We start from the raw sequence: 25,392 nt of genomic DNA on the forward strand, positions 1-25,392 counted from the left end.
CCCGTCGGGGGGATGACGGCCACCCCCCGGGACTTGTGCACTCGCGGTGCACGCGCCACGTCCTCGGGGGGATCTCGACATGCCAGTGACCGGTTACGCGCCCGGCGCCTACGACCTCTTCCACATCGGGCACCTGAACATCCTCCGGCACGCCGCCGCGCACTGTGACCGGCTGATCGCGGGGGTCGTCTCCGACGAGATGCTGCTGCTGAGCAAGGGCCGGCTGCCGGTGGTCCCGCTGCGGGAGCGGATGGAGATCGTGGCCGCCCTCAGCTGCGTGGACGACGTGCACGCCGAGGTCGTCCCCGACAAGCTCGACACCTGGCGCGAGGTCGGCTTCGACGTGATCTTCAAGGGCGACGACTGGCGCGGCACCCCCAAGGGCCTGCAGCTCGAGCACGACTTCTCCGGTGTCGGGGTCGAGGTGCGGTACTTCCCGTACACGGTGCACACCTCCAGCACCGCGCTGCGGCAGGCGCTGGCCGTCCTGGAGACGCACGCCGCGCTCGACGGTGGCGTGCTCCGATGACCTCCGCGCTGGACGCGGGCCCGCGGGTGCCGCTGCCGCCCGTGCTCATGTACCACTCGATCAGCCCGTCGACCGGACCCGATCCGCACCGGCTGCGGGTCCACCCCGCCCGGCTGGACCGGCACCTGCGGCTGCTGCGCCGGCTCGGGCTGCGCGGGGTCTCCCTCACCGAGCTGGTGCGGGCCGCCGACCGCGGCGCCGCCGCCGGGCTGGTCGGCCTGACCTTCGACGACGGGTACACGGACTTCCTCGAGCACGCCGTCCCCGTGCTCCGTCGGCACGGGGCGACCGGCACGGTCTACGCGGTCGCGGGCCTGCTGGGCGGCACCAACGACTGGGACCCCGGCCCGCGCTGCCGCCTCATGGACGCCGACCAGTTGCGGGCGGTGGCCGCGGCGGGCCAGGAGGTGGGCAGCCACACCCTCACCCACGCCCGCCTCCCCGGAGCCGACGCCGCGGTGCTCGACGCCGAGGTCGGCCGGAGCCGGCACGTGCTGGAGGAGGTCCTGCAGACCGAGGTGTCGAGCTTCTGCTACCCCTACGGCGCCTACGACGACGCCGCGGCGCGCGCCGTCCGCGCCGCCGGCTACGGCAACGCCTGCGTGACCGGCGACTACCACCCCGGTGACCGCGTCACGCTGCCGCGTTGCTACGTCGGCCCCCGCGACACCCGCGGGCACGTCGCCGCGCGCCTGCTCCGGCACGCCGTGCGGCTGCGGCGTGCCGTGGCCGCGGGGACCGCCCGCCCGTCGTGACCGCTCCGGGGAACCCGTCCTGCCGGCGGAGCGGCGGCGCGCCCGGGGACCGGGAGCACCGGCCGATGCCCGGTCGCCCCCGGCTGCCCCGCCGCAGGGCCACGGGCGCCCTCGTCGGACAGGGCACCCAGGCGCTGGCCGGGCTGGTCCTGCAGGTGGCCGCGGCGCGGGAGCTGGGGGCTGCGGGGCTGGCGCTGTTCTCCCTGGCCTACGGGGTCCTCGTCCTGGCCACCGCCGTCTCCAGCGGGCTGGTCGGCGACTCGCTGACCGTCCTGGACCGCCACGAGCCCGGCATCCGCGCCGGCCTGCACGTCACCACGGCGCTGGTCGCGGGGAGCGCCGGCGTGGCCGGGTGCCTGCTCGCCCTCGCCACCGGAGCCGTCCCGCCGTGGGCGGGTCTGCTCGTCGGCCCGGCGGCGGTCGCGTTCATGCTCGAGGACACGCTGCGCCGCCTGCTCATGGCCGCCGGCCGGTTCTGGTCGCTGCCGGCCGTCGACCTCACCGCCCTCGGCCTGGCGCTGGTCACCCTGGTGCTCGCGGGGTCGGCCGGCGGGCCGACCCTCGGCTCCTTCGTCGTCGCCCTCGCCGTCGGGCAGTCAGGTGCGGCCCTCGTGGCCTGGGCGCTGGTGCCGCGCGCGGAGCGGCCACGCGGCCCGTGGCGACGTCCGGCGCTGCGCGCCGTGGCCGACTTCGGCGTCTGGCGGGCGGCCGCCCAGGTGATCCGCCCTGCGCTGCTCACGCTGCTCCGGCTGGTGGTGGTGGCGGCGGCCGGGGCCACCGCCTACGGCCCGCTCGAGGCCGCGCGGGTCTACACCGCACCGGCGATGGTCCTCGTCGCCGGGCTGGGCTCCTTCCTCCTCCCGCACTTCGTCTCCCTGCGGCCGCTCGGTGTCCGGGCCGGGTTGCGCTCCGCCGACCGTGCCGCCGCCGGCCTGGCCGTCCTGGTGGCCCTGCTCGGCGTCCTCGCCGTGGTCGCCCTGCCGTGGGCGGGGCCGCTGCTCACCGGCGGGGGCTACGCCGTGCCGGTCGGCGCGGTGCTCGGCTGGGGCGCGTACGCCGCGGCCGGCGCCGCGCTGCTGCCCTACGCGGGCCTGGCCTCCGTCCACGGGAGGCAGCGGCGGGTGCTGGCACTGCGCGCGCTGGAGGTCGGCTCGCTGGGGCTCGTGGCGCTGCTGGTGACCGCCGTCGAGGGCGGGGCGGTCTGGAGCCCGCTGGCCCTGGCGCTCGGCCCGGTGCTCGCCGCCGTCGCCGTCCGCCGGTCGGTGCTGGCGCCCCGGGCCCGCGCCGAACGCGCGACCTCCGCGGGCGCGAGGTCGGCGGAGGTGGTGGGCACGTGACCCCGGCGGCCCCGTCCCCCGTCCGGCCCGACCGCCGCCCGGCCGTCCGGGCCGATCCACGCGCGCCGTCGCGTCCGCTGCTGGCCCTGGCGGCGCTGCTGGTCGTCGTGGGCAGCGTCGGGTGGCGCCGGGGCGAGTACTTCACGGGCTCCCTCGACCCGGTCGTGGTGGCCAAGGCCGTCGTGAGCCTGCTGGCGCTGGGACTGGCCGCCGTCCTCGCGGGGTCCGGCGCGCGGCGCCGGGTCGGCACCGGGTCCCTGTGGTGGCTGGGCCTGCTGCTGAGCAGCTCGGTCCTCGGCGCGGTCACCGCCGGTCACCTCGTCGCCGGAGGGGTCGTCGCCGTGCGGGTCGCCCTGCTGGGCGCCACCGTCCTCCTCCTCCTGCGGGCGGCGCCTGCCGTCGACGTCCTGACCGCCGTGGTCCGGGCCTGCGTCGTGGTGGCGGTCGTCGCCGCGGTCACCGGCCTGCCCTCCTACGCCGACGGGCGGCTGGCGGGCGGCGTGCCCGCCATCGACCCCAACGAGCTGGCCCTCCTGGCCGGACTCGGGGTCCTCCACCTGGCGTGGCGCACCGTGCTCGGCCGGGCGGGGGCACCGGCCGCGGCCGCCGCGGGCGTCCTCCTGGGCGTCGTCTGGGCGACGGGGTCGCGCACCGCGCTGCTGGTGCTCGTGGTGGCCGTGCTCGTCATGGCGGTGCACGTCCGGCGCCCGCGGGTGGGCCTCGTGGTGAGCGGACTGGTGCTGACCGGGTGCGCGGCCGTCGCGCTCGTCGCCACCGGCGCCGTGGCCGGCTTCCTGTCCCGCGGCGGCGACGGGACGAGCACCCTCGGCTCCCGGTTCATCGCCTGGCGGGCCGCCCTCACCTGGGCCGCCTCGGACTGGCAGACGGTCTTCGGTGGCGGGCTCTCGGTCAAGGTCATCCGCGTCCGGGGCCAGTACTGGGACACCCAGCCCCTGGACAGCAGCTGGGTCTCGCTGCTCGTGCAGGCCGGCTGGTTCGGTGTGGTGGTCGCAACCGGGTGGGTCCTCTGGACCGCGCGCGGGGTGCTGAGCGCGCCGCGCGCCCACCGTGTCCTGTTCCTCGGGCTGCTGACCTTCCTGCTCGGCCGCAGCGTGCTCGAGAGCGGCCTCTTCGACGCCTCCGTGGCGTTCCTGCTCCTGCTGGCCGTCTCCCTCCTCGCCGAGGGCGGCTCGCGGGAGCGGCTGCGCGCCGAGGAACGGCTGCTCGAGGCGCCGGCCCCCGGTCCCCGCTGAGCGGCCGCACCGGGGCACTCCCGCCGTCTGCGGGTGACCGGGCCGCCCGGCGTGCGCTGCCCGGGAGCCACCGGCCGTCCCGGGCGGGTCCGCGCGCGGGACGGGGACCGCGCCGGGCCGGTCGTGCGGGGTGGTGCCGGGGGAGGGGAGCCGGGACACGGCCGACCGCCGCGCTCGACCCGGCGGTCCTCGGTCCCGGACCGGCGGACGAGACGGTCCCGCCGACGGCGGACGAGACGGTCCCGCCGACGGCGGACGCCCCGGCCGTCCGGGGTCCGCGCGAGACGAGGACCCGTGGAGGACGACCGGGGCGGTGCGGCGCCGGTGGGGCGTCAGGAGGCGACGGTCTCCCGGTCGCCGGTCACCACCGCCGGGCGGGCCGGCTTCCCCGGGAGGACGTCGGACGGAGCCGTGCGCGCCGCCCGCAGCGGGGGGAGGAGGACCACGGAGAGGAGCCGGGCCTCCACGGCGGCCAGCAGGGACCGCACCCCGCGCAGGTCGGCGGCACCGGTCCGGCCGGCGGTGACGACCAGCACGACGCCGTCGTTCCCGAGCGCCAGGCGCCGCCACTCGCGCGCCGGGGCCAGCGGTGACCCGACCGTCAGCCGGACCCCGCCGGGGGCGGTGGGGGCGGGGACCGCGCCGCCGTGCTCGGTGACCGCGACCGGTGTGCCGCGGTCGGCGAGCTCGGTCGCCAGGGCGGCCAGCAGGGCCTGCACGTTCCCCGGCTGGTCCGGCGACACCGGGACGACGACGGCCCGCACGGGACGGTCGTCGAGGGGCTCGAGCTGGCGGGTGAGCGACGTCGTGCGCCCGATGCCCCGGCGGCGCCGGCCTCCGACGACGTGGACGGTCAGCTCGTCGGCGTCGGCGCCCCAGGCGGCGCGGACGTCGTCCTCGGAGTGGAGGCGGGTGTCGGTGCGGCTGCGCAGCAGCGCGACGGCGGCGCCCAGGACCAGGCCCACGAACAGGCCGAGGCCCAGCACGAGGCCCGGCACGGGGAACACCGGGGTCGAGGGGACGGTGGCCGGGTCGGTCACGGTGAGGTCCACCGGGCTGACGCCGTCCTGGCGCTCCTCCAGGTCCTCGACGGCGACGCTGAAGCGCTCGGCGACGGCGTTGGCGACGGCGGCGGCCCGGTCGGGGTCCTCGTCGCTGACCGAGATGTCGACCTGCGAGGTGTCGGGCGGGTTGACCGCCTCGATGCGGGCCCTCAGCTCGGTGGTGGACTCGTCGAGGGAGAGCTCCTCCACGACCGGGTCGAGGACGGTCTGGCTCCGGGCGACGTCCGGGTAGGTCTGCACGCGCTGGCTGATGAACTGCGAACCGCTCGTCCCGTCACCCGAGCTGGCCACGAACACCTGTGCCGTGGTCGTGTAGGTCGGCTGGACCCCCAGCACGACGCCCAGCGCAGCGAGCAGGCCCGCGAGCGTGAGCCCCACCCACGTCCGCCACTGCCGGCGCAGGGCTGCCACGTAGTCACGAAGTTCCATGTCCCCCACCCCCGGAGCCCCGCCGACGCCGGGGCCGTGCCGGCCCGTGCGTCGCTCCGGCGCACCCGGAGCGGCTCCCCGCGAGGCTAGGTCGCCCCGGCCCCGCCCCGGCCCGGCCGCGGGCACGGCCTCACCCGAGCGGAGGAGCGCTGCCCGGGGCGCCCCAGCCCGCCTGCCGACCCCGGCCCCATGCCCCGGCCCCACGCCCCGGCCCGCGACCCCGGCACGGCCTCCCTCCGGCGACTAGCCTGGGGGGGGGCCCTGCCGCAGTCGGCGGCACGCGAGGCCGTCCGATCCCCAGGAGGAAGTCCCTCGTGAGCCTGCGCGGCGTGCTCGACGTCGTCCTCACCGATCCCGGCGTGGCCCGCGTGGTGGCCGCCGCCGGATCCGCCGAGCTCGCCGTCCCCGCCCCGCCGCCGGTGCAGCCGCTCGTCGCCGCGGCGCTGGCGGCCCCGGCGCCCGGCGCCGGCGTGCCGGTCCTGCTGGTCACCGCCGGTGAGCGCGACGCCGACGTCGCCGCCGACCTGCTGCGCTGCCTCCTGCCCGGCCGCCGGGTGGAGACCTTCCCCGCCTGGGAGACGCTGCCGCACGAGCGGCTGTCCCCGCGTGCCGACACCGTCGGCCGCCGGCTGGCCGTGCTGCGCGACCTGACGCACCCCGGCCCGGGCGGCGCGGTCGACGTGCTCGTCGCCCCGGTGCGCAGCGTGCTGCAGCCGCTGGCCCCCGGCCTGGGCGACCGCGTCCCGGTGGAGCTGCGCCCCGGCGACACCGCCGAGCTCGACGACGTCGCCGGCGCCCTGGTCGACGCCGCCTACACCCGCGTGGAGCTGGTCGAGAGGCGCGGCGAGTTCGCCGTCCGCGGCGGCCTGCTCGACGTCTTCCCGCCCACCGAGCCGCACCCGGTCCGCGTGGAGTTCTGGGGTGACGAGGTCGACGAGTTGCGGTACTTCTCCGCCGCCGACCAGCGCTCCCTCGACGAGCGGCCCGACCGGCTGTGGGCGCCGCCGTGCCGCGAGCTGCTGCTCACCGACGCCGTCCGCGCCCGGGCCGCCGACCTGGCCGTCGAGCACCCGGGGCTGCTCGAGGTGCTCGGCAAGCTGGCCGAGGGCATCGCCGTCGAGGGCATGGAGTCCCTCACGCCGGCGCTCATCGGGGACGCGCACATGCAGCTGCTCACCGACCTGCTGCCCGCCGGCACGCACGTGCTCGTCGCCGACCCCGAGCGGGTCCGCAGCCGCGCGGCCGACCTGGTGCGCACCGCGGAGGAGTTCCTCGCCGCGTCCTGGGCCACCGCCGCCGAGGCCGGGGAGGCGCCGCTGGACCTGGGCGCGTCGTCCTTCCGCGACCTCGCCGACGTCGAGGCCGCCGCCCGCGGCCGCGGCCTGCCGTGGTGGACCACCGGCGCGTTCACCCTCGGCCCCGACGACGAGGGCTCGGTCACCCTCGACGCGACCACGGTCGAGCGCTTCTCCGGCGACCTCGACCGCGCCGTGGAGGCGCTGCGCGGCTGGACCCGCGACGGCCGCCGGGTGGTCGTCACCTTCGCCGGCCCCGGCCCCGCCCAGCGCGCCGCCGACCAGTTCACCGCCGCCGACCTCGGCGTGCGGCTGGTGCCCGGGGTCGAGTCCGCGCCCGAGGCGGGCCTGACCTCGATCACCCAGGGCAACCTCGAGTCCGGCTTCGCCTTCCCCGGCGTGGGGCTGGTGCTGGTCACCGAGCACGACCTCACCGGCCAGCGCGGCACCACGATGCGCGACGCGGTGAAGATGCCGGCCCGCCGGCGCAACGCCGTCGACCTGGTGCAGCTGCAGCCCGGCGACCTCGTCGTCCACGAGCAGCACGGCATCGGCCGCTACGTCGAGATGGTCAGCCGCACCGTGCACGGCGGCCAGCGCGACTACCTCATCGTCGAGTACGCCCCGTCCAAGCGGAACCAGCCGCCGGACCGGCTGTTCGTGCCCACCGACGCCCTCGACCAGCTCACCCGCTACGTCGGCGGGGAGGCCCCGGCGCTGTCCAAGCTCGGCGGCGCCGACTGGCAGAAGACCAAGGGCCAGGCGCGCAAGGCGGTCAAGCAGATCGCCGCCGAGCTCATCCGCCTCTACTCCGCGCGGATGGCCACCACGGGGCACGCGTTCGGCCCGGACACCGTGTGGCAGCGCGAGCTCGAGGACGCCTTCCCCTACCAGGAGACCCCCGACCAGCTGGCCGCGATCGAGGAGGTCAAGGCCGACATGGCCAACCCGGTGCCGATGGACCGGGTCATCTGCGGCGACGTCGGCTACGGCAAGACCGAGATCGCCGTCCGCGCGGCGTTCAAGGCGGTGCAGGACGGCAAGCAGGTCGCCGTCCTGGTGCCGACGACGCTGCTGGCCAACCAGCACTTCAAGACCTTCTCCGAGCGGTTCGCGCAGTTCCCGGTGACGGTGGCGGTGCTCTCCCGCTTCCAGTCCGACGCCGAGAGCGCCGAGACGCTGCGCAGGCTCGCCGCCGGGGAGGTCGACGTCCTGGTCGGCACCCACCGGCTGCTGCAGGCCACCACCCGGTTCAAGGACCTCGGGCTGGTCGTCGTCGACGAGGAGCAGCGCTTCGGCGTCGAGCACAAGGAGTACCTGAAGACCATGCGGACGGCGGTCGACGTGCTGTCGATGTCGGCCACCCCGATCCCGCGCACGCTGGAGATGAGCCTGACCGGCATCCGCGAGATGTCGACGATCCTCACCCCGCCCGAGGAGCGGCACCCGGTGCTCACCTACGTGGGTGCCTGGGACGACAAGCAGATGGCCGCCGCCGTCCGCCGCGAGCTGCTGCGCGACGGGCAGGTGTTCGTCATCCACAACCGGGTGCAGTCGATCGACAAGGCCGCGGCCAAGATCCGCCGGCTGGTGCCCGAGGCCCGCGTGGCCGTCGGCCACGGGCAGATGAAGGAGCACGAGCTCGAGCGGATCATGGTCGGCTTCTGGGAGAAGGAGTACGACGTCCTGGTGGCGACGACGATCGTCGAGTCCGGCCTGGACATCCCCAACGCCAACACCCTGATCGTCGACCGCGCTGACACCTTCGGCCTTTCCCAGCTGCACCAGATCCGCGGCCGGGTCGGCCGTGGCCGCGAGCGCGCCTACGCCTACTTCACCTACGACCCCTCGCGGCCGCTGACCGAGACCTCGGTCGACCGGCTGACCACCATCGCGCACAACACCGACCTCGGCGCCGGCATGGCCGTGGCGATGAAGGACCTCGAGATCCGCGGCGCGGGCAACCTGCTCGGCGGCGAGCAGTCCGGGCACATCGCCGGGGTCGGGTTCGACCTCTACGTCCGGCTGGTGGGCGAGGCGGTCAGCGACTACCGCGCCTCGCTCACGGGGGAGGAGGCGCCGGCCGAGCCCGCCGAGGTGCGGGTCGACCTGCCGGTCGACGCCCACCTGCCGCACGACTACGTGCCCGGCGAGCGGCTGCGCATGGAGGCCTACCGCAAGGTCGCCGCGGTGCAGGACGACGACCAGGCGCAGGCCGTCCTCGACGAGCTCACCGACCGCTACGGCGCCGCGCCGGCCCCGGTGCTCAACCTGCTGGCCGTCGCCCGCTTCCGCGCCGCGATGCGCAGGCTGGGCGTCACCGAGGTCTCCCTGCAGGGCCGGTCCATCCGGGTCAGCCCGGTGCCGCTGCGCGAGTCGCAGCAGATGCGGCTGGCCCGCCTCGCCGACGGCGCCACCTACAAGTCCGCCGTCCAGGCGGTGTCGCTCAAGGTCCCGGTCGGCCCCGACCGGCGCACCCCGCTGCGCGACGTCGCCCTGCTGGAGAACCTGCACTCGCTGCTGACGGCCGTGCTCGAGCAGCCGGTGGCCGCCGCCTCCTGAGGACGGGACGGGGCGTGCCGCGACGGCGGTCCGCGGCGTTGTGGGAGCCTGCCTGCGTGCGCACCCGCCGTCCCGCCGCCGCCGTCCTGGGGCTCGTGGCCGCCGTCGTCGCCCTGACCGGCTGCCGGACCTCGCCCGACGTGGCCGCCTACGTCGGCGACGGGCAGGTGACCGTCGCGGAGCTGCAGGCCGAGGTCGACCAGCGGCTGGCCGACCCGGCGATCGCCGGGGCCGCGGCCGGCAGCGAGGCCGACTACACCCGCCAGGTGCTCACCCTGCTGCTGCGCCAGCAGGTCTACGACGCCGCCGCGCAGCGCTACGACGTCGAGGTGACCGACACCGAGGTCGACGACTTCGTCGCGCAGGCGCTGGCCGGCCAGGACCCCGAGGCGCTGTTCGCCCAGGCCGCCGCCCAGGGGTTCACCCGCGAGGACGTCCTGGACAGCGCCCGCCACCAGCTCGTCCGCCGGGAGCTCGGCACGGCGGCGGGCGAGGGCGGCGGGCTGGACGAGGCGGCGCTGCGCGCCCGCTACGAGGAGGTCCGCGGCGACCTCGAGCAGGTCGAGCTCGGCTACCTCGCCGCCCCCGACCAGGCCACCGCCGACGCCGTCGTCGCGGAGCTGACCGCCGACCCGGCGTCCTACCCGGCCGTCGCGGCGCGCTTCCCCGGCGGCATCACCCGGCCCGCGCTGCAGCCGGTCGCGGTCTCCGACGTGCCCGCGCCGCTGGTCGAGGGCGTCGCCGCGGCCGCACCCGACAGCGGCTTCACCGTCACCGTGCCCGACGTCCCCGGCGTCGTCGTCGCCTTCGTCGGGCAGCGCACCACCCCGTCCTTCGAGGAGGTCCGGGGGCAGCTGGAGACCGAGGCGGCGAGCGGCGCCGAGGAGGCCGGCGCGGCGCTGGTCGACGACGTCCGCGCCGACCTCGGGATCACCGTCAACCCGCGCTACGGGGCGCTGGAGGACGACGTCGTCCAGGAGGCCGACGGCGGCGTCGTCGACCTGCTCGACGACGACGGCACCGCCACCGACCCGGCCGCCACCGGGTCGGGCGGCTGAGGTGCCGGTCGCCGTCGTCGTCACGGTCAGCCCGCGGCTGCCCGGCCTGCTCGGCTCGGCCGGCTGGACGGCACTGGGCGGTGACCGCCCGGTGGCCGCGCTGCCCGGGGCCGCGGCCACCGCGCGGGCCCTGCGCGCCGCGGGCCGCGAGGTCGTCGACGTCGCGGACGCGGCCGTCGCCGCGGCGCTCCCGGGCGAGGTCGCCTGCCTCGCCGCGGCGGGCGAGCAGGTGCCGGACGCGCCGGTCGTCGACGGCGCGCCGGAGCCGCCCGGGGTGCGCCTGCTCGACGTCGTCGCGGTCATGGACCGGCTGCGCTCGCCCGGCGGCTGCCCCTGGGACGCCGAGCAGACGCACTCCTCGCTGCGCGGCTACCTGCTCGAGGAGGCGCACGAGGCCTACGACGCGATCGTCGACGACGACCCGGCCGCCATGCGCGAGGAGCTCGGCGACGTCCTGCTGCAGGTGGTGTTCCACGCCCGGGTGGCCGCGGAGGCCGGGGAGGAGCGGCGCTTCGACGTCGACGACGTCGCCGGTGACCTGGTGGACAAGCTGGTGCGCCGCCACCCGCACGTCTTCGGCGACGCCGGGCCGCGCGACGTCGCCGGCGTCGAGGCGGGCTGGGAGGAGATCAAGAAGGCCGAGAAGCAGCGGCGCTCGCCCACCGAGGGCGTGTCCCGCTCGCAGCCGGCCACCTCCTGGGGCGCCGCGCTGGTGCGCCGGGCGCAGCGCGCCGGGCTCCCGACACCCCAGCCGGCCGAGCTCGGGTCGGCCTCGCCGGAGGAGCTGGGGGAGCGGCTGCTGGCCGTGGTCACCGCGGCGGCACAGCGCGGCTGGGACGCCGAGGACGCGCTGCGGGAGGCGGTCCGGCGCTACGCCGGCGAGCTCGACGCGGCCGCCGACGCGGCGTCGCCGGCGGGTCCGGGCTAGCCGACGAGGAGCCGCTCGGCGGGCACGGTGGTGACCCGCGGCGCGGTGAGCACGGCCTTCAGCGCGCCGAGCGCGCCGAGCCCGGCGACGGCGACGGCGCACCAGGCGCCCGGCCCGAAGGAGCGGGCGTCCCAGCCGACGTCGACCAGCCGGCCGACGACCGCGGCGGCCACGGCCAGCGCGACGCCCAGCGCCAGCACCCCGGACACCCGGTGGCCGCGCGCGGGGCGCAGCAGCAGCAGCCCGAGGACGAGGAGCACGACGCCGCCGGCCGCCACCGCCGCCGGCTGCCACAGGCCGGTGCGCCCCAGCTCGGCGATCCCCTCCGGGGCCGCGTCGACCGCACGCACCACCAGGGACAGCCCGCTGACGTCCCCGTCCCGGTCCCACGGCAGCCACACGCTCGCCGCGTCGGCCACGCCGGCCAGCAGCAGGAGCAGCCCGCCGACGAGGTCGGGACGCCGCACGTAGGCCAGCCGGTCGCTGCCGACCGCCACCCTCGCCGCCGTGCCGTCCGCGACCGGCTCCACGGTCTCGTCGTCCTCGGCGGTGTCCGGGGCGAACCCGAGGACGGTGGGACCCGACTCGGCGTCGGCGTCCCCGGGAGGTGGCGCGGGCGCGGCTCCGGCGCCGGACGAGGGGGATCGCTGCTGCTGGCGCTCGGTCATCGGGTCCTCCGACGGCGCGGACGTGGGGAGACGCCCGCCACGGGGAGGTTACCGCCGGAGCGGTCCCGACGGGGCCGCTCCGTGAGCGCTCCGTCACAGGAGTTCCCGGACCACGTGTCGCGGTCGCGCGAGCATCCCGGCCGGTCTGGCTAGGCTGCTTCCCGTGCCCAGCATCGATGCCGTAGGCGCGCGGGAGATCCTGGACTCGCGCGGAAACCCCACCGTGGAGGTCGAGGTCGCCCTCGACGACGGGACGATCGCCCGCGCGGCGGTCCCCAGCGGCGCCTCCACCGGCGCCTTCGAGGCGGTGGAGCTGCGCGACGGTGGTGAGCGCTACGGCGGCAAGGGCGTGACCAAGGCCGTCGACGGCGTCCTCGACGTCATCGGCCCCGAGCTGGTCGGCTACGAGGCCACCGAGCAGCGGCTGGTCGACCAGCGGCTGCTCGACCTCGACGGCACCCCCGACAAGTCCCGGCTGGGCGCCAACGCCCTGCTCGGCGTGAGCCTCGCCGTGGCCCGCGCGGCCGCGGAGTCCACCGGCCTGCCGCTGTTCCGCTACGTCGGCGGCCCCTCGGCGCACCTGCTGCCGGTGCCGATGCTGAACATCCTCAACGGCGGCGCCCACGCCGACAGCAACGTCGACGTCCAGGAGTTCATGATCGCCCCGATCGGCGCGGCGACCTTCGCCGAGGCGCTGGCCGTGGGCGCGGAGACCTACCACGCGCTGAAGTCGGTGCTCAAGGGCCGCGGGCTGTCCACCGGCCTGGGTGACGAGGGCGGCTTCGCCCCCGACCTGCCCAGCAACCGCGACGCGCTCGACCTCATTGCCGAGGCCGTGCAGAAGGCCGGCTACTCCGTCGGCACCGACGTCGCCTTCGCCCTCGACGTCGCCGCCACCGAGTTCCACTCCGACGGCGGCTACGACTTCGAGGGGCAGACCCGCTCGGCGGAGTACCTCACCGACTACTACCGCTCGCTGGTCGACGCCTACCCGATCGTCTCGATCGAGGACCCGCTGTCGGAGGAGGACTGGGACGGCTGGATCGCGCTGACCGCCGCCCTCGGCGACCGCGTGCAGCTGGTCGGCGACGACCTGTTCGTCACCAACCCCGCGCGCCTGGCCGACGGCATCGAGCGCCGCGCCGCCAACGCGCTGCTGGTCAAGGTCAACCAGATCGGCACCCTGACCGAGACCCTCGACGCCGTCGGCCTGGCGCACCGCAACGGCTACCGCTGCATGATGAGCCACCGCTCGGGCGAGACCGAGGACACCACGATCGCCGACCTCGCCGTCGCCACCGACTGCGGGCAGATCAAGACCGGCGCCCCGGCGCGCAGCGAGCGCGTCGCCAAGTACAACCAGCTGCTGCGCATCGAGGAGGAGCTCGACGACGCCGCGCGCTACGCCGGCGCCGCGGCCTTCCCGCGCCTGCAGGCCCGCTGACCCGGTGAGCGTGGGCACCGGCCGGCGGCGATCCACCGGCCGGCCGCTCTCGCACGCGGCCTCCCGGCCGGTGCCGGCCGGCACCCGCTCGGGCGCGGGCAACCGCCCGGCGGCAGCCCGGCCCGGCCGGCGCACCCCGCGGCCGGCGCCGCGGGCGACCGCGGCCCGGCGGCCGCTGTTCACCGGGCGCGCCGTGCTGCTCGTGGGTCTGGTGCTGCTCCTGCTGCTGACCCTGGCCGGCCCGTTCCGCCAGTGGCTGGAGGGCCGTGCGGAGCTGACCCGGCTCGCCGCCGAGGGCACCGCCTACGACCAGCAGATCGCCGACCTGCAGGCCCAGCTCGAGCGCCAGGCCGACCCCGCCTGGACCGCCCGCCAGGCCCGGGAGCGGCTGGCCTACGTGCTGCCCGGTGACCGGCTGGTCGTGGTGGTCGACGGCGAGGCCGCCGAGGGCGACGCCGGCACGCTGCCCGACGTCCCCGACACCGCGCAGCCCTGGTACGACGAGCTGCTCGGGTCGGTCGCCGAGGCCGACGACGCCGGAGCGGGGGAGTGACCGCGCCCGGGGAGCGGGTGCGCGAGCCGATCACGCCCGAGGAGCGCGAGCTCGTCGCCCGCCAGCTCGGCCGCCCGCCGCGGGCGGTGCGCGCGGTGGCGCACCGCTGCCCCTGCGGCCAGCCCGACGTCGTGCAGACCTCGCCGCGGCTGGAGGACGGCACCCCGTTCCCGACGCTGTACTACCTGACCTGCCCGCGCGCGTCCGCGGCCGCCAGCCGGCTGGAGTCCGCCGGCCGGATGCGCGAGTGGCAGGACGACCTGGGTACCGACGCCGCGCTCGCCGAGGGCTACCGGGCCGCGCACGAGGCCTACCTGGCCGAGCGCGACGCCCTCGGCGAGCTGCCCACCCGCGCCACCGCCGGGGGCATGCCCGACCGGGTCAAGTGCCTGCACGCCCTGGCCGGGCACGCCCTGGCCGCCGGCGCGGGCGTCAACCCCGTCGGCGACCGCGCGGTGGCCGAGATGGGGCAGTGGTGGGCCGGCGGCCCGTGCGCGCTGCCCGAGGGGGAGCGTCCGTGACCCGGGTGGCCGCCGTGGACTGCGGCACCAACTCCATCCGCCTGCTGGTCGCCGACGTCCCCCCTGAGGGTGCGCACACCGACCTGCTGCGCCGCATGGAGGTCGTCCGGCTCGGCCAGGGCGTCGACGCCACCGGCCGGCTGGCGCCCGAGGCGATCGAGCGGACCCGGGTCGTGCTCGCCGAGTACGCCGCCCAGGCCCGCGACCTCGGCGCCACGGCGGTGCGGATGGTGGCCACCAGCGCCACCCGCGACGCGGCCAACCGCGCCGACTTCGAGGCGATGGTGACCGCGACCCTCGGCCAGCCGCCCGACGTCGTCCCCGGTGACGAGGAGGCCCGGCTGTCCTACCTGGGGGCCACCGCCTCCCTCGACGCCGCGGCCGCCGCGCACGGCGGGCCGCCGCCCCGCCCGCCCTACCTGGTGGTCGACATCGGCGGCGGGTCGACGGAGTTCGTGCTCGGCGACGCCGGCGGGGTGCGCGCGGCCCGCTCGGTGGACGTCGGCTGCGTGCGGCTGACCGAGCGGCACCTGCACGGCGACCCGCCGACCGCCGACGAGATCCAGCGCGCCGAGGCCGACGTCCGCGCCGCGCTGGCCGAGGTCGCCGGGGCGGTGCCGGTGGGGGAGGCGGCCACGCTGGTCGGGCTGGCCGGCTCGGTGACCACGGTCGCCGCGCTGGCCCTGCGGCTGCCGGCCTACGACCCGGAGGCCATCCACGGCTCCCGGATCCCGGTCGGCGCCGTCCGCTCGGTCACCGCCGGGCTGCTCACCGCCACCCGCGAGCGGCGCGCCGCGTACCCGGTCATGCACCCCGGCCGGGTCGACGTCATCGGCGCCGGCGCCCTGGTGCTGCGGGCGGTGATGGACGCGTTCGCCCTCGACGAGGTCGTCGTCAGCGAGCACGACATCCTCGACGGCATCGCCCTCCGGCTCGCCCGGGCCGACGGGGTCAGGGACCCTCGTTGAGGCCGGGGGGCAGCTTGCCGGTCAGCGACTGGTAGGCCGCGGCGGCGCCGCGGGCGGCCACCAGCCGGCCGGCGGCCACCACGACCCCGGAGAAGGCGGCCCAGGCCAGCGCCTCCGGCCAGGTGACCCCGGGCGCCGCCGGGTTCTTCGGCGGGTTGGTGCCGCGGGCGGCGTACCAGGCCGCGTCGGTCAGCTTGCGGGCGGCGATCCCGGTGGGGATCGCGAGCCCCGAGCCGAGCAGCTTCCAGGTCAGCGGCGCCTTCTCCTTGCGCTCCTTGCGGGCCATGGGGCCGATCATGCCGTCCCGACCCCGGCCCCGCGCCACCCGGCCGGGGTGGTCCACTGGGCGTTGTGGCAGTCGACGCCGACGGGTACCCGGTCACGCGCACCCCGGCCGGTGTCGCCCGGTCCGCCCGCGCCACCCGCGACCTCGCCGTCCTCGACGCCCGGGTGTCGGGCTGCCGCGCCTGCCCGCGGCTCGTGGCCTGGCGCGAGGAGGTGGCCCGGGTCAAGCGGGCCTCCTTCCGCGACCAGGACTACTGGGGGCGCCCGGTCCCGGGCCTGGGCCCGGCCGACGCCCGGATCGCCGTCGTCGGGCTGGCGCCGGCCGCGCACGGCGGGAACCGCACCGGGCGGGTGTTCACCGGCGACCGCAGCGGCGACTGGATCTTCGCCGCGCTGTGGCGGGCGGGGCTGGCCAGCCAGCCGACGTCCACGCACGTCGGCGACGGCCTGGAGCTGACCGGCGTGCGGGTCGCCGCCGCCGTCCGCTGCGCGCCGCCGGACAACGCCCCCACCCCCGCCGAGCGCGACACGTGCAACCCGTGGCTGGCGCGCGAGCTGGCGCTGCTGCCGGACCTGCGGGTGGTCGTCGTCCTGGGCGGCTTCGGCTGGACGGCGCTGTGGCCGGTGCTCGCCGGCGCCGGCTACGCGCTGCCCCGGCCGCGCCCGGCGTTCGGCCACGGCGCCGAGGTGGCGCTGTCCGGCCCGCGCGGGGAGCTGACGGTGCTGGGCAGCTACCACGTCAGCCAGCAGAACACCTTCACGGGCCGGCTGACCGAGCCGATGCTCGACGCCGTCCTGACCCGCGCCACGCAGGTCGCCGGCACCCGGTGACCGCGGGACCGGCTCCCGGCCGGTCGCGGCCGGGCTCCGGTCACCCTGTCGGCGAGGGCCCGGGCCCCTAGGCTGGGCCCCATGTCTCGACCGGGTCCTGAGTCCCGTCCGGTGGTGCTCGTGGTCGGCGGTGGCTACGTCGGCCTCTACACCGCGCTGCGGCTGCAGAAGAAGCTGTCCCGCGGGCGGGCGGAGATCGTGGTCGTCGATCCCCAGCCGCACATGACCTACCAGCCGTTCCTGCCCGAGGCGGCAGCCGGCTCGGTGGAGCCGCGGCACGTCGTCGTGCCGCTGCGGCGCACGCTGAACCGCTGCCGGGTGGTCACCGGGGCGGTCGCGTCGCTGTCGCACGCCGAGCGGCGGGCGCGGGTCGTCCCCGCCGAGGGCGCCCCGTACGAGCTCTCCTACGACGTCCTGGTCATGGCCGCGGGGTCGGTGGCGCGCACGCTGCCCATCCCGGGCCTAGCCGAGCACGGCATCGGCTTCAAGACCGTCGGCGAGGCCATCTACCTGCGCAACCACGTCCTCGCCCGGCTGGACGCCGCGGCCTCCACCGACGACCCCGCCGTCCGCACCCGGGCGCTGACGTTCACCTTCGTCGGCGGCGGCTACGCCGGCATCGAGGCCTTCGCCGAGCTCGAGGACATGGCCCGCTACGCCGTCGAGCACTACTACCCGCGGCTGTCGGCCGGCGACATGCGCTGGGTGCTGGTGGAGGCGACCGGGCGGATCCTGCCGGAGGTCGACCTCGACATGGCCGCCTGGACGGTCAAGCAGCTCACCGCCCGGGGCATGGACGTGCGGCTCAACACCCGCCTGGAGTCGGTGTCCGACGACGGCGTGGTCCGGCTCAGCGACGGCGACGAGTTCGCCAGCGAGACCCTGGTGTGGACGGCGGGCACCAAGCCCAACCCGCTGCTGGCCGCCAGCGACCTGCCCCTCGACGAGCGGGGCCGGGTGCGGTGCGAGCCAACGCTGCAGGTCAGCGGAACCGAGGACGCCTGGGCCGCCGGTGACCTCGCCGCCGTCCCCGACATCACCAAGGACCAGCCCGGCGCGACGACGGCGCCCAACGCGCAGCACGCCGTCCGCCAGGCCAAGCAGCTGGCCGACAACATCGTCGCGGTCCTCTCCGGCCGGGAGCCGCGGGCCTACCGCCACGAGTACGCCGGATCGGTGGCCAGCCTCGGCCTGCACCAGGGGGTCGCGCAGGTCTACGGCGTCAAGCTCAAGGGCTGGCCGGCCTGGTTCATGCACCGCACCTACCACGTCAGCCGCGTGCCGACGTTCAACCGCAAGGCGCGGGTGGTCGCCGACTGGACGCTGGCCTCGGTGTTCCGCCGCGAGGTCATCGCGCTGGGCCAGCTGCAGGACCCGCGGCGGGAGTTCGTCACGGCCGCGAGCAGCGGCGGCACCAGGCAGATGCCGGCGCCGACGGAGGCCGACCGGGCCCAGGCCCGCTGACCACCCCGCCGGGGCCGTCGGGCCCGCGGCGGTGCGCCCCCGTGGCCCAATCGGCAGAGGCAGGCCCCTTAAAAGGGTTCCAGTGTGGGTTCGAACCCCACCGGGGGCACCGGATCGCCGTGTGGTGACCTCACCGGCACCGGCACGCCCCCGACCAGGACGTCGTGCGCCGCCATACCGCACCGGCCGGAGGAAGTCCAGGACTTGACGTTCCCTGTGAGCACCTTGACAGGCTGGCGCCGGGTGGGCGACGCGGCCCACCCGACGTCCGAGGGGGAGCATCCATGAGTCGAGTCCACCCACGCCGCCGGTCCCGCATCGCCGTGGCCGGCACCGCCGGCGCGCTGGCGCTGGCCGGCGGCGTGGTCACCGCGCTGCCGGCCGCCGCGTCCGACGGGTGCGAGCACCGCACGAACGACACGGTCGACGAGCTGCTCGAGTGCGTTACGGTCGAGGGCGTCAACGAGCACCTGAAGGCGCTGCAGGACGTCGCCGACGCCAACGGGGGCACCCGCGCCTCGGGCACCCCCGGCTACACCGCCTCGGCCGACTACGTGCAGCAGCGCCTCCAGCAGGCCGGCTACGAGGTGACCCGCCAGCCCTTCAGCTTCGACTTCTTCGAGCTGACCGGGGAGACCTTCAGCCGCACCGCGCCCGAGCCGCGGGACTACGTGGCGGGGACGGACTTCACGACCGTCGAGTACTCCGCGGTCGGGACGGCCGCCGGCACCGTCGTCCCGGTCGACCTCGGCGACCCGCTGGCCCCCACCGACACCAGCACCAGCGGGTGCGAGGCGGAGGACTTCACCGGGTTCCCCGAGGGCGGCATCGCCCTCGTCCAGCGGGGGACGTGCACCTTCGCCGTGAAGGTCGCCAACGCCGACGCGGCCGGGGCGGCCGGCGTCGTCGTGGTCAACCGGGGCACCCCCGAGAACGAGGGCGTCATCGCCGGCACCCTCACGGACCCGGCCGCGCTGCCGACCATCGGGGTGTCCTTCGCCGTCGGCCAGGAGCTGACCGCGCCCGGCACCGAGGTCACCTTCACCGTCGAGGCCGAGACCGGCACGCGGGAGACCGAGAACGTCCTCGCCGAGCTGCCCGGCCGCACCGACGAGGTCGTCCAGCTCGGTGCCCACCTCGACTCGGTCCCCGAGGGCCCGGGCATCAACGACAACGGCAGCGGGAGCGCGGCGATCCTCGAGGTGGCCGAGAACCTGCGGGAGGTGCAGCCGGAGGCCACGCTGCGCTTCTCGTGGTGGGGTGCGGAGGAGTCGGGTCTGCTCGGGTCCACGCACTACGTCGAGGGCCTGCCGCAGGAGGAGATCGACCGGATCTCGGCCTACCTGAACTTCGACATGGTCGGCTCGCCCAACTACGTCCGCTTCGTCTACGACGGCGACGGCTCGACGTTCGAGGCCCCCGAGGGGTACGTGACCGACGAGTCGGCGGCGCTCGAGCAGCTGTTCCGGACGTTCTACGCCGACCGGGGCCTCGAGGCGGAGGACACCGAGTTCGACGGGCGCAGCGACTACCAGGCCTTCGCCGACGCCGGCGTCCCCAGCGGTGGCCTGTTCACCGGGGCCGAGGGCGTGAAGACCGAGGAGGAGGCCGCCGTCTACGGCGGGGTGGCCGGCGAGGCGTATGACCCCTGCTACCACCAGGCCTGCGACGACATCAGCAACCTGGACCAGGGGGTCCTCGACCTCAACGCCGACGCGATCGCCTACGCCGCCTTCACGCTGGCGGTCGGGGGGCCCGGCGCCGGTTCCTGAGCGCGCCACCCGGCACCACCCGGGGGCGCGGCACCCGCGCGGTGCCGCGCCTCCGGCGTCCCCGGTCACCCGACGGGGGTGGCGCGCCCCGCGCGGAACGCGCAGCCCACCCGCTGCGTTGTAGGGACCGAGTGGGTTGCGAGGACGCAGCCCACGGACCGACCAGTCACCTCGAGGAGATGACGATGCCCAGCCACAACCCCGTCTTCGGCCGGGGCTTCGCCAACGCCGCGTCCGGCGGTGGCCAGCCGTACGGTCAGCAGGGCTACGGCGCTCCCGGCTACGGCCAGCAGTACGGCCAGCAGGGCTACGCCGCCCCGGGCTACGGCCAGCAGTACGGCCAGCCCTACGGCGCCCCGCAGGACCAGTACGGCGCGGCCGCGCCCTACACCGGCTCGCCGTACAGCCCGCCGGCCACCCGCTACATGACGATGGACGACGTCGTCCAGAAGACGGGCCTGTCGTTCCTCGTCACCGTCCTCGCGGCGGCCGTGGTCTGGGCGCTGCCCGGCCAGGCCGCGTGGGGCCTGGCGCTGCCCGCGGTGCTCGTGGCCTTCGTCCTGGGCCTGGTGATCAGCTTCAAGCAGATCGCCAACCCGGCGGCCACCCTGGCCTACGGCGCGCTCTACGGTGTCGCGCTCGGCGCCATCAGCGAGGCCTTCAACACGATCTACCCGGGCATCGTCGTCCAGGCGATCATCGGCACCTTCGGTGTCTTCGCCGGGATGCTGGTGGTCTACAAGACCGGCGCCATCCGGGTCACCCCGAAGCTGACCCGCTGGGTCGTGGGCGCGCTGTTCGGCGTCCTGGCCCTGGTGCTGGTCAACCTGGTGGTCGGCTTCTTCGTCCCCGACGGTCTGGGCCTGCGTGACGGCGGCCCCCTGGCCATCGTGTTCAGCCTCGTCGTGATCGGTGTGGCGGCCTTCTCGCTGCTGCTCGACTTCGACATGGCCGACGAGGCCATCCGCCGCGGCGCCCCGGCCAAGTTCGCCTGGTACATCGCCTTCGGCCTGCTGGTCACGGTCGTCTGGCTGTACCTGGAGATCCTGCGGCTGCTGTCCTACTTCCAGGACAACTGAAGCTCCCAGGACGACTGACGGACCTCGTCCTCCCCACCCTCCGCACGCTCAGGGTGGGACCCGGGACGGGGCAGAGGACAACGGTGGCCCGGTCTCCCTCGCGGGGGGCCGGGCCACCGGCCGTTCCGGGCCGGGTGCACCGCGATCACGGCGCCGGGACCCCGGTGGGCGGTTCCGGCGCCGTGATCGTCGGGGCGTCAGGAGAGGCGCTCGAGCACCATCGCCATGCCCATGCCGCCGCCGACGCACATGGTCTCCAGGCCGAAGGTCGCGTCCCTGGTCTGCAGGCCGTTGATCAGCGTGCCGGTGATGCGGGCGCCGGTCATGCCGAAGGGGTGGCCGACGGCGATGGCGCCGCCGTGCACGTTCAGCTTGTCGATGTCGATGCCCAGGTCGCGGTAGCTCGGGATGACCTGCGCGGCGAACGCCTCGTTGATCTCGACGAGGTCGATGTCGTCGATCGTCATCCCCGCCCGCTGCAGGGCCAGCTCCGAGGCGTCGACGGGGCCGTACCCCATGATCTCCGGAGAGAGACCGGTCACCGCGGTGGAGACGATGCGCGCCAGCGGGGTCAGCCCGAGCTCGCGGGCCTTGGTGTCGCTCATGACCACCACCGCGGCGGCGCCGTCGTTGAGCGGGCAGGCGTTGCCCGCGGTCACCCGGCCGTCGGGGCGGAAGACCGGCTTGAGGCCGGAGATGCCCTCCAGCGTGGTGCCGGCGCGCGGGCTGTCGTCCCTGCTGACGACGGTGCCGTCGGGCGTGGTGACCGGGGTGATCTCCCGCTCCCAGAAGCCCTCGGCGAGTGCCTTCTCCGCCAGGTTCTGGCTGCGGACGGCGAACTCGTCCATGTCCTGCCGGGAGACGTCCTTGAGCAGTGCGAGGTTCTCCGCGGTCTGGCCCATGGCGATGTAGACGTCGGGGATCTCGCCGTTCTGCCGCGGGTCGGTCCAGGAGTCCGCGCCGCTCTCGGCGGTCTTCGCCACCCGGGCCTGCGCGTCGGCGAAGGCCGGGTTCTGGGTGTCGGGCAGCGAGTCGCTGTTGCCCTTCACGAAGCGGGACACCATCTCCACACCGGCGGAGATGAAGACGTCGCCCTCACCGGCCCGGATGGCGTGCATGGCCATGCGGGTGGTCTGCAGCGACGAGGAGCAGTAGCGGGTGATCGTGGCGCCGGGCAGGTGGTCCATGCCGAGCAGGACGCTCACCACGCGGCCCATGTTGTGGCCCTGCTCGCCGCCGGGCAGGCCGCAGCCGAGGATCAGGTCGTCGATGTCGGCCGGGTCCAGCGCGGGCACCTTGTCGAGTGCGGCCCGGACGATGGTGGCGGCCAGGTCGTCGGGGCGCAGGTCCTTCAGCGACCCCTTGAACGCCCGCCCGATGGGGGAGCGCGCGGTCGCGACGATGACTGCTTCGGGCATGGGGTCCTCCACGATGAGGGGGGCCCGGCCGGGGGTGCCGGGTGTCGGGTCACCCGGGAAACTACCCCCGGGTAGCCGGCCGGAGGCCGCTAGAACCCCGTTCGGTTCTCCAGGTGTGGCGCGGCTCACGCCGACCGCGGCCACCCGCCAGGTCCGTGCCCGTCCGGTGACGTGCGGGAACGGTCCCTGCGGCAGGTCCCCGCAGCAGGGCCCGCCGCGGGGACCTCCCTCAGCCGACCGGCACCTCGGGGACGGCGGCCGCGTCGGGGGTCGGCAGCTCGCTCGGGCGGCGGCGCAGCAGCCGCGCCCAGGTGCCGAGCGGGCCGGTCTGCGAGCCGCGGACCTCGGTCGCGCGGACCTCGGTGCCCGGCCGGCCGGCCGCGCGGGCCGCGGCCCGGGCGACGGGGCGGACGGCGCCCCGGCGCCGCCGGCGGCCCTCGGCGTGGGCGGGCCAGACGCCGACCGCGTCGGCGAGCGCGGGCAGGATCACCGCGGCCGCCGAGGCGTAGCCGGCCGCGCTGGGGTGGAACTCGTCCACGCTGAACAGTGTGCGGTCCTGCGCGAAGCTGGGGCCGAGCACCGAGCCCAGGGAGACCGTGCGCCCGCCGGCCTCGACCACCGCGATGGTCTGCGCCGCGGCCAGCTGCCGGCTCCACCGCTGGGCGAGCAGCCGCAGCGGCTGCCCGATCGGCCGGACCGTGCCGAGGTCGGGGCAGGTGCCGACGACGACCTGCGCGCCGGCCTCCCGCAGCCGCCGGACGGCGTCGCCGAGGTGGCGCACCGAGACCGACGGCCGGGTGCGGGTGGTGACGTCGTTGGCGCCGATCATGATCAGGACGACGTCGGGGTGCTCGGCCAGGGCCCGGTCGACCTGCGGGTCCAGCTCGCAGGACTCCGCGCCCGAGACGGCGAGGCGGCGCAGCCGCACGGGCCGCTCGGCCAGCTCGGCGAGCGCGGCGGCCAGCAGCGCGCCGGGGGTCTCCGACGCACGGTCGACGCCCAGGCCGACGGCGCTGGAGTCGCCGAGGACGGTGAACACCAGGGGCTTGCCGCGCCGGCGGCCGTAGACGCCGTCGCCGGAGGGCGGGTCCTGCTTGGAGGTGCGCGCCTCGACCCTGCGGCGGGCCGCCCGGGCCTGCAGCCGCAGCACCCCGAACAGCCCGGCACCGGCCAGCCCGGCCCCGCCGCCCCCGTAGGCGGCACCGGCCGCCCACCGCCGTGCCGTGCCCGCTCGTGTCACCGCCGACCCCGATCGTCGCGCCTCGCAACCGTCTGTCCCGCAGGCTATCGAGCCTCTACGGTGCCCCCCGTGTCCGAATCCCCCCGACGGGTGTCCTCCGAGGGAACTGCAAGTGACCGCGCGGGGGTGATCGTCGACGTCCTGGTCGACGCCTTCTCCGAGCTGATGGCCGCCGACGCCGACGCCTTCCGTACCAAGTTCCGCAAGATGGCCGCCGACCCGTTCGCCTTCTACCGCGGAAGCGCCTGCCTCTTCTACGCCGACATGGACGCCCTCGAGGACCGCTGGTGCGACGAGCGGACCAGCCGGGTCTGGATCCAGGGGGACCTGCACGCGGAGAACTTCGGCACCTACATGGACGGCGCCGGGCGGATCGTCTTCGACGTCAACGACTTCGACGAGGCCTACGTCGGCCACGTCAGCTGGGACCTGCGCCGCTTCGTCGCCAGCTTCGCGCTGCTGGCGTGGAGCAAGGCGCTCGGCGACGACGTCATCGGCGACCTGCTGGGCACCTACCTGCGGGCCTACCTCGACCAGGTCGAGGCCTTCACCCGCTCCGACGAGGACCGCTCGTTCGCCCTCACCGCGGCCAACACCGAGGGCGCCGTCCGGGAGGCCGTCCTCGAGACGACCACGCGCACCCGGGGCTCGCTGCTGGACCGGATGACCGTCGTCGAGGACTACCAGCGGCGCTTCGCCGACGGCGGGCGCGTCCGCCGGCTGGACGACGCCGAGCGGCGGACGGTGCTCGCCGCGCTGGAGCGCTGGCGGGGGACGGTGGTGCCGCCGGTGCGCCGCCGCGACGTCGCCTACGACGTCAAGGACGTCATCGGCACCGGCGGCTTCGGCATCGGCAGCGCCGGGCTCCCCGCCTACAACGTGCTGCTCGAGGGCTACGACCAGGCGCTGGAGAACGACGTCGTCCTCTCGCTCAAGCAGGGCAACGTGGCCGCGCCCAGCCGGATCGTCCGCGACCCCCGGCTCGGGAGCTGGTTCGAGCACCACGGGCACCGGACGGCGGTCAGCCAGCGGGCGCTGCAGACCAACGCCTCGCAGTTCCTGGGCCACACCGAGATCGCCGGCGTGGGCTTCGTCGTCCAGGAGCTGTCGCCCTACGAGGTCGACCTGGACTGGGACGACCTCACCGAGCCCGACGAGATGGCGCCGGTGCTGGCCCAGCTGGGCCGGGCGACGGCGAAGGTGCACTGCGTGGGCGACGTCGACAGCGACCACACGCTCGTCGACTTCCAGACCGAGGAGGCGATCGTCGGGATGATCGGCGGCCGCCGCGAGGAGTTCGTCGCCGACCTGGTCGACTTCGCGCACTCCTACGCCCGCCGGACCCAGGAGGACCACCGGCTCTTCGTCGACGCCTTCCGCGCGGGCGCGATCCCCGGGATCAGCTCGAGCGGGTCGCACCCGGGACGTCGCTGAGCATGCCGCGGTGGGGGCCGATGCCCGGCTTGTCGTACTCGCCGGTCACCACGGTGAACCCCATCCGCTCGTAGAAGCCGACGGCGCCCACCCGGGCGTCGCACCAGAGCAGGTCGCCGCCGCGCGCGGCGACCAGCGCCCGCGCGGCCTCGACCAGCGCCCGGCCGGCGCCGGAGCCGCGCACCGCGGGGTCGGTGGCCATGCCGCGCAGCTGCCACGGCGCCCGGGCGTCGGGCCGCCACGGGCACGGGGCGGGGGAGAGCCGGACGACGCCGGCCACCGCGCCGTCGGCGGTGCGCGCGGCCAGGTGCACGGTGGCCGGGTCGTCGTCGCCGGGCATGCCCGCCGGCCCGCCGCCGCGCAGCACCGCGCCGCGCAGCGGCAGGACGACGTCGACCGGGACCTGCGCGACGGTCACCGCCGTCCGGGCGTCGGTGGTCATCGTCACGGTCTCCTCCCGTCGAGGTGGCCCTCCTGCAGGGGCCCGCACCGACCCTGCAAGGTG

22 protein-coding genes and 1 tRNA gene are annotated in these 25,392 nt (G+C 76.2%); 17 read left to right on the forward strand and 6 right to left on the reverse strand.

Annotation, left to right across the window (positions count from 1 at the left end):
- Positions 1–79: 79 nt before the first annotated feature.
- The 4 genes from ACU616_RS12170 to ACU616_RS12185 all read left to right on the forward strand — a co-directional run bounded on the left by ACU616_RS12170 (position 80) and on the right by ACU616_RS12185 (position 3,874).
- Positions 80–529: an adenylyltransferase/cytidyltransferase family protein gene (locus tag ACU616_RS12170; protein ID WP_446758721.1), complete on the forward strand. Its 450-nt coding sequence runs from the start codon at positions 80–82 to the stop codon at positions 527–529.
- Entirely contained in the window at positions 526–1,284 is a 759-nt protein-coding gene (locus ACU616_RS12175; protein ID WP_446758722.1) for a polysaccharide deacetylase family protein, read from the forward strand. The genes ACU616_RS12170 and ACU616_RS12175 overlap by 4 nt, the downstream gene beginning before the upstream one ends.
- Before the next feature lie 65 nt (positions 1,285–1,349).
- A complete protein-coding gene (locus tag ACU616_RS12180; protein WP_446758723.1) occupies positions 1,350–2,621 on the forward strand; it encodes a hypothetical protein in 1,272 nt (423 codons plus the stop codon).
- Positions 2,618–3,874, forward strand: coding sequence for a hypothetical protein (locus tag ACU616_RS12185; RefSeq protein ID WP_446758724.1), 1,257 nt, complete (start codon positions 2,618–2,620; stop codon positions 3,872–3,874). Before ACU616_RS12180 ends, ACU616_RS12185 begins: the two co-directional genes overlap by 4 nt.
- Positions 3,875–4,206: 332 nt before the next feature.
- On the opposite strand, the gene ACU616_RS12190 is transcribed toward ACU616_RS12185, so the two are convergent.
- Complete coding sequence (locus ACU616_RS12190; protein ID WP_446758725.1) at positions 4,207–5,367, reverse strand: Wzz/FepE/Etk N-terminal domain-containing protein; 1,161 nt, start codon at positions 5,365–5,367, stop codon at positions 4,207–4,209.
- 314 nt (positions 5,368–5,681) lie between these two features.
- On the opposite strand from ACU616_RS12190, the gene mfd reads away from it, so the two are divergent.
- From mfd to ACU616_RS12205, 3 genes are read left to right on the forward strand one after another with little or no spacing between them, the layout of a single operon-like run.
- The gene (mfd, locus tag ACU616_RS12195) at positions 5,682–9,224 is read left to right on the forward strand and encodes a transcription-repair coupling factor (protein WP_446758726.1); all 3,543 of its coding nucleotides are present in this window, start codon (positions 5,682–5,684) and stop codon (positions 9,222–9,224) included.
- A 56-nt stretch (positions 9,225–9,280) separates the two neighbouring features.
- Complete coding sequence (locus ACU616_RS12200; RefSeq protein WP_446758727.1) at positions 9,281–10,282, forward strand: SurA N-terminal domain-containing protein; 1,002 nt, start codon at positions 9,281–9,283, stop codon at positions 10,280–10,282.
- A gap of 1 nt (position 10,283) precedes the next feature.
- Positions 10,284–11,210: a MazG family protein gene (locus tag ACU616_RS12205; protein ID WP_446758728.1), complete on the forward strand. Its 927-nt coding sequence runs from the start codon at positions 10,284–10,286 to the stop codon at positions 11,208–11,210.
- On the opposite strand, the gene ACU616_RS12210 is transcribed toward ACU616_RS12205, so the two are convergent.
- A complete protein-coding gene (locus ACU616_RS12210; RefSeq protein ID WP_446758729.1) occupies positions 11,207–11,878 on the reverse strand; it encodes a hypothetical protein in 672 nt (223 codons plus the stop codon). The two genes, ACU616_RS12205 and ACU616_RS12210, sit on opposite strands and share 4 nt — an antisense overlap.
- 163 nt (positions 11,879–12,041) lie before the next feature.
- Here ACU616_RS12210 and eno point away from each other — a divergent pair, with 163 nt between their 5' ends.
- The 4 genes from eno to ACU616_RS12230 are packed head-to-tail and all read left to right on the forward strand — an operon-like array spanning position 12,042 to position 15,364.
- Positions 12,042–13,322, forward strand: coding sequence for a phosphopyruvate hydratase (gene eno / locus ACU616_RS12215; protein ID WP_446758730.1), 1,281 nt, complete (start codon positions 12,042–12,044; stop codon positions 13,320–13,322).
- A 4-nt stretch (positions 13,323–13,326) separates the two neighbouring features.
- Positions 13,327–13,875: an FtsB family cell division protein gene (locus ACU616_RS12220; protein WP_446758731.1), complete on the forward strand. Its 549-nt coding sequence runs from the start codon at positions 13,327–13,329 to the stop codon at positions 13,873–13,875.
- Positions 13,872–14,396: a DUF501 domain-containing protein gene (locus ACU616_RS12225; RefSeq protein ID WP_446758732.1), complete on the forward strand. Its 525-nt coding sequence runs from the start codon at positions 13,872–13,874 to the stop codon at positions 14,394–14,396. Before ACU616_RS12220 ends, ACU616_RS12225 begins: the two co-directional genes overlap by 4 nt.
- Entirely contained in the window at positions 14,393–15,364 is a 972-nt protein-coding gene (locus tag ACU616_RS12230) for a Ppx/GppA phosphatase family protein (protein ID WP_446758733.1), read from the forward strand. The genes ACU616_RS12225 and ACU616_RS12230 overlap by 4 nt, the downstream gene beginning before the upstream one ends.
- On the opposite strand, the gene ACU616_RS12235 is transcribed toward ACU616_RS12230, so the two are convergent.
- Positions 15,348–15,650, reverse strand: coding sequence for a DUF4235 domain-containing protein (locus tag ACU616_RS12235; RefSeq protein ID WP_446758734.1), 303 nt, complete (start codon positions 15,648–15,650; stop codon positions 15,348–15,350). The genes ACU616_RS12230 and ACU616_RS12235 overlap by 17 nt on opposite strands.
- Positions 15,651–15,715: 65 nt before the next feature.
- On the opposite strand from ACU616_RS12235, the gene ACU616_RS12240 reads away from it, so the two are divergent.
- The 5 genes from ACU616_RS12240 to ACU616_RS12260 all read left to right on the forward strand — a co-directional run bounded on the left by ACU616_RS12240 (position 15,716) and on the right by ACU616_RS12260 (position 20,795).
- Positions 15,716–16,480 (forward strand): uracil-DNA glycosylase, encoded by a 765-nt coding sequence (locus ACU616_RS12240; protein ID WP_446758735.1) that lies wholly within the window; start codon positions 15,716–15,718, stop codon positions 16,478–16,480.
- A gap of 81 nt (positions 16,481–16,561) precedes the next feature.
- Positions 16,562–17,944, forward strand: a complete 1,383-nt coding sequence (locus ACU616_RS12245; protein WP_446758736.1) for an NAD(P)/FAD-dependent oxidoreductase — start codon at positions 16,562–16,564, stop codon at positions 17,942–17,944.
- A gap of 35 nt (positions 17,945–17,979) precedes the next feature.
- Positions 17,980–18,053, forward strand: a tRNA-Leu gene (locus ACU616_RS12250).
- A gap of 175 nt (positions 18,054–18,228) precedes the next feature.
- A complete protein-coding gene (locus ACU616_RS12255; protein WP_446758737.1) occupies positions 18,229–19,716 on the forward strand; it encodes a M20/M25/M40 family metallo-hydrolase in 1,488 nt (495 codons plus the stop codon).
- A gap of 185 nt (positions 19,717–19,901) precedes the next feature.
- The gene (locus ACU616_RS12260; RefSeq protein WP_446758738.1) at positions 19,902–20,795 is read left to right on the forward strand and encodes a Bax inhibitor-1/YccA family protein; all 894 of its coding nucleotides are present in this window, start codon (positions 19,902–19,904) and stop codon (positions 20,793–20,795) included.
- A 197-nt stretch (positions 20,796–20,992) separates the two neighbouring features.
- Here the strand turns inward: ACU616_RS12260 and ACU616_RS12265 are convergent, their stop codons facing one another.
- Positions 20,993–22,213, reverse strand: coding sequence for an acetyl-CoA C-acetyltransferase (locus tag ACU616_RS12265; protein WP_446758739.1), 1,221 nt, complete (start codon positions 22,211–22,213; stop codon positions 20,993–20,995).
- A gap of 229 nt (positions 22,214–22,442) precedes the next feature.
- The gene (locus ACU616_RS12270) at positions 22,443–23,453 is read right to left on the reverse strand and encodes an SGNH/GDSL hydrolase family protein (RefSeq protein WP_446758740.1); all 1,011 of its coding nucleotides are present in this window, start codon (positions 23,451–23,453) and stop codon (positions 22,443–22,445) included.
- 69 nt (positions 23,454–23,522) lie between these two features.
- Here ACU616_RS12270 and ACU616_RS12275 point away from each other — a divergent pair, with 69 nt between their 5' ends.
- Entirely contained in the window at positions 23,523–24,887 is a 1,365-nt protein-coding gene (locus tag ACU616_RS12275; protein ID WP_446758741.1) for a DUF2252 domain-containing protein, read from the forward strand.
- On the opposite strand, the gene ACU616_RS12280 is transcribed toward ACU616_RS12275, so the two are convergent.
- The gene (locus ACU616_RS12280) at positions 24,853–25,329 is read right to left on the reverse strand and encodes a GNAT family N-acetyltransferase (protein ID WP_446758742.1); all 477 of its coding nucleotides are present in this window, start codon (positions 25,327–25,329) and stop codon (positions 24,853–24,855) included. The genes ACU616_RS12275 and ACU616_RS12280 overlap by 35 nt on opposite strands.
- Positions 25,330–25,392: the final 63 nt, after the last annotated feature.

It is taken from the genome of Geodermatophilus sp. URMC 62, from assembly GCF_052931475.1.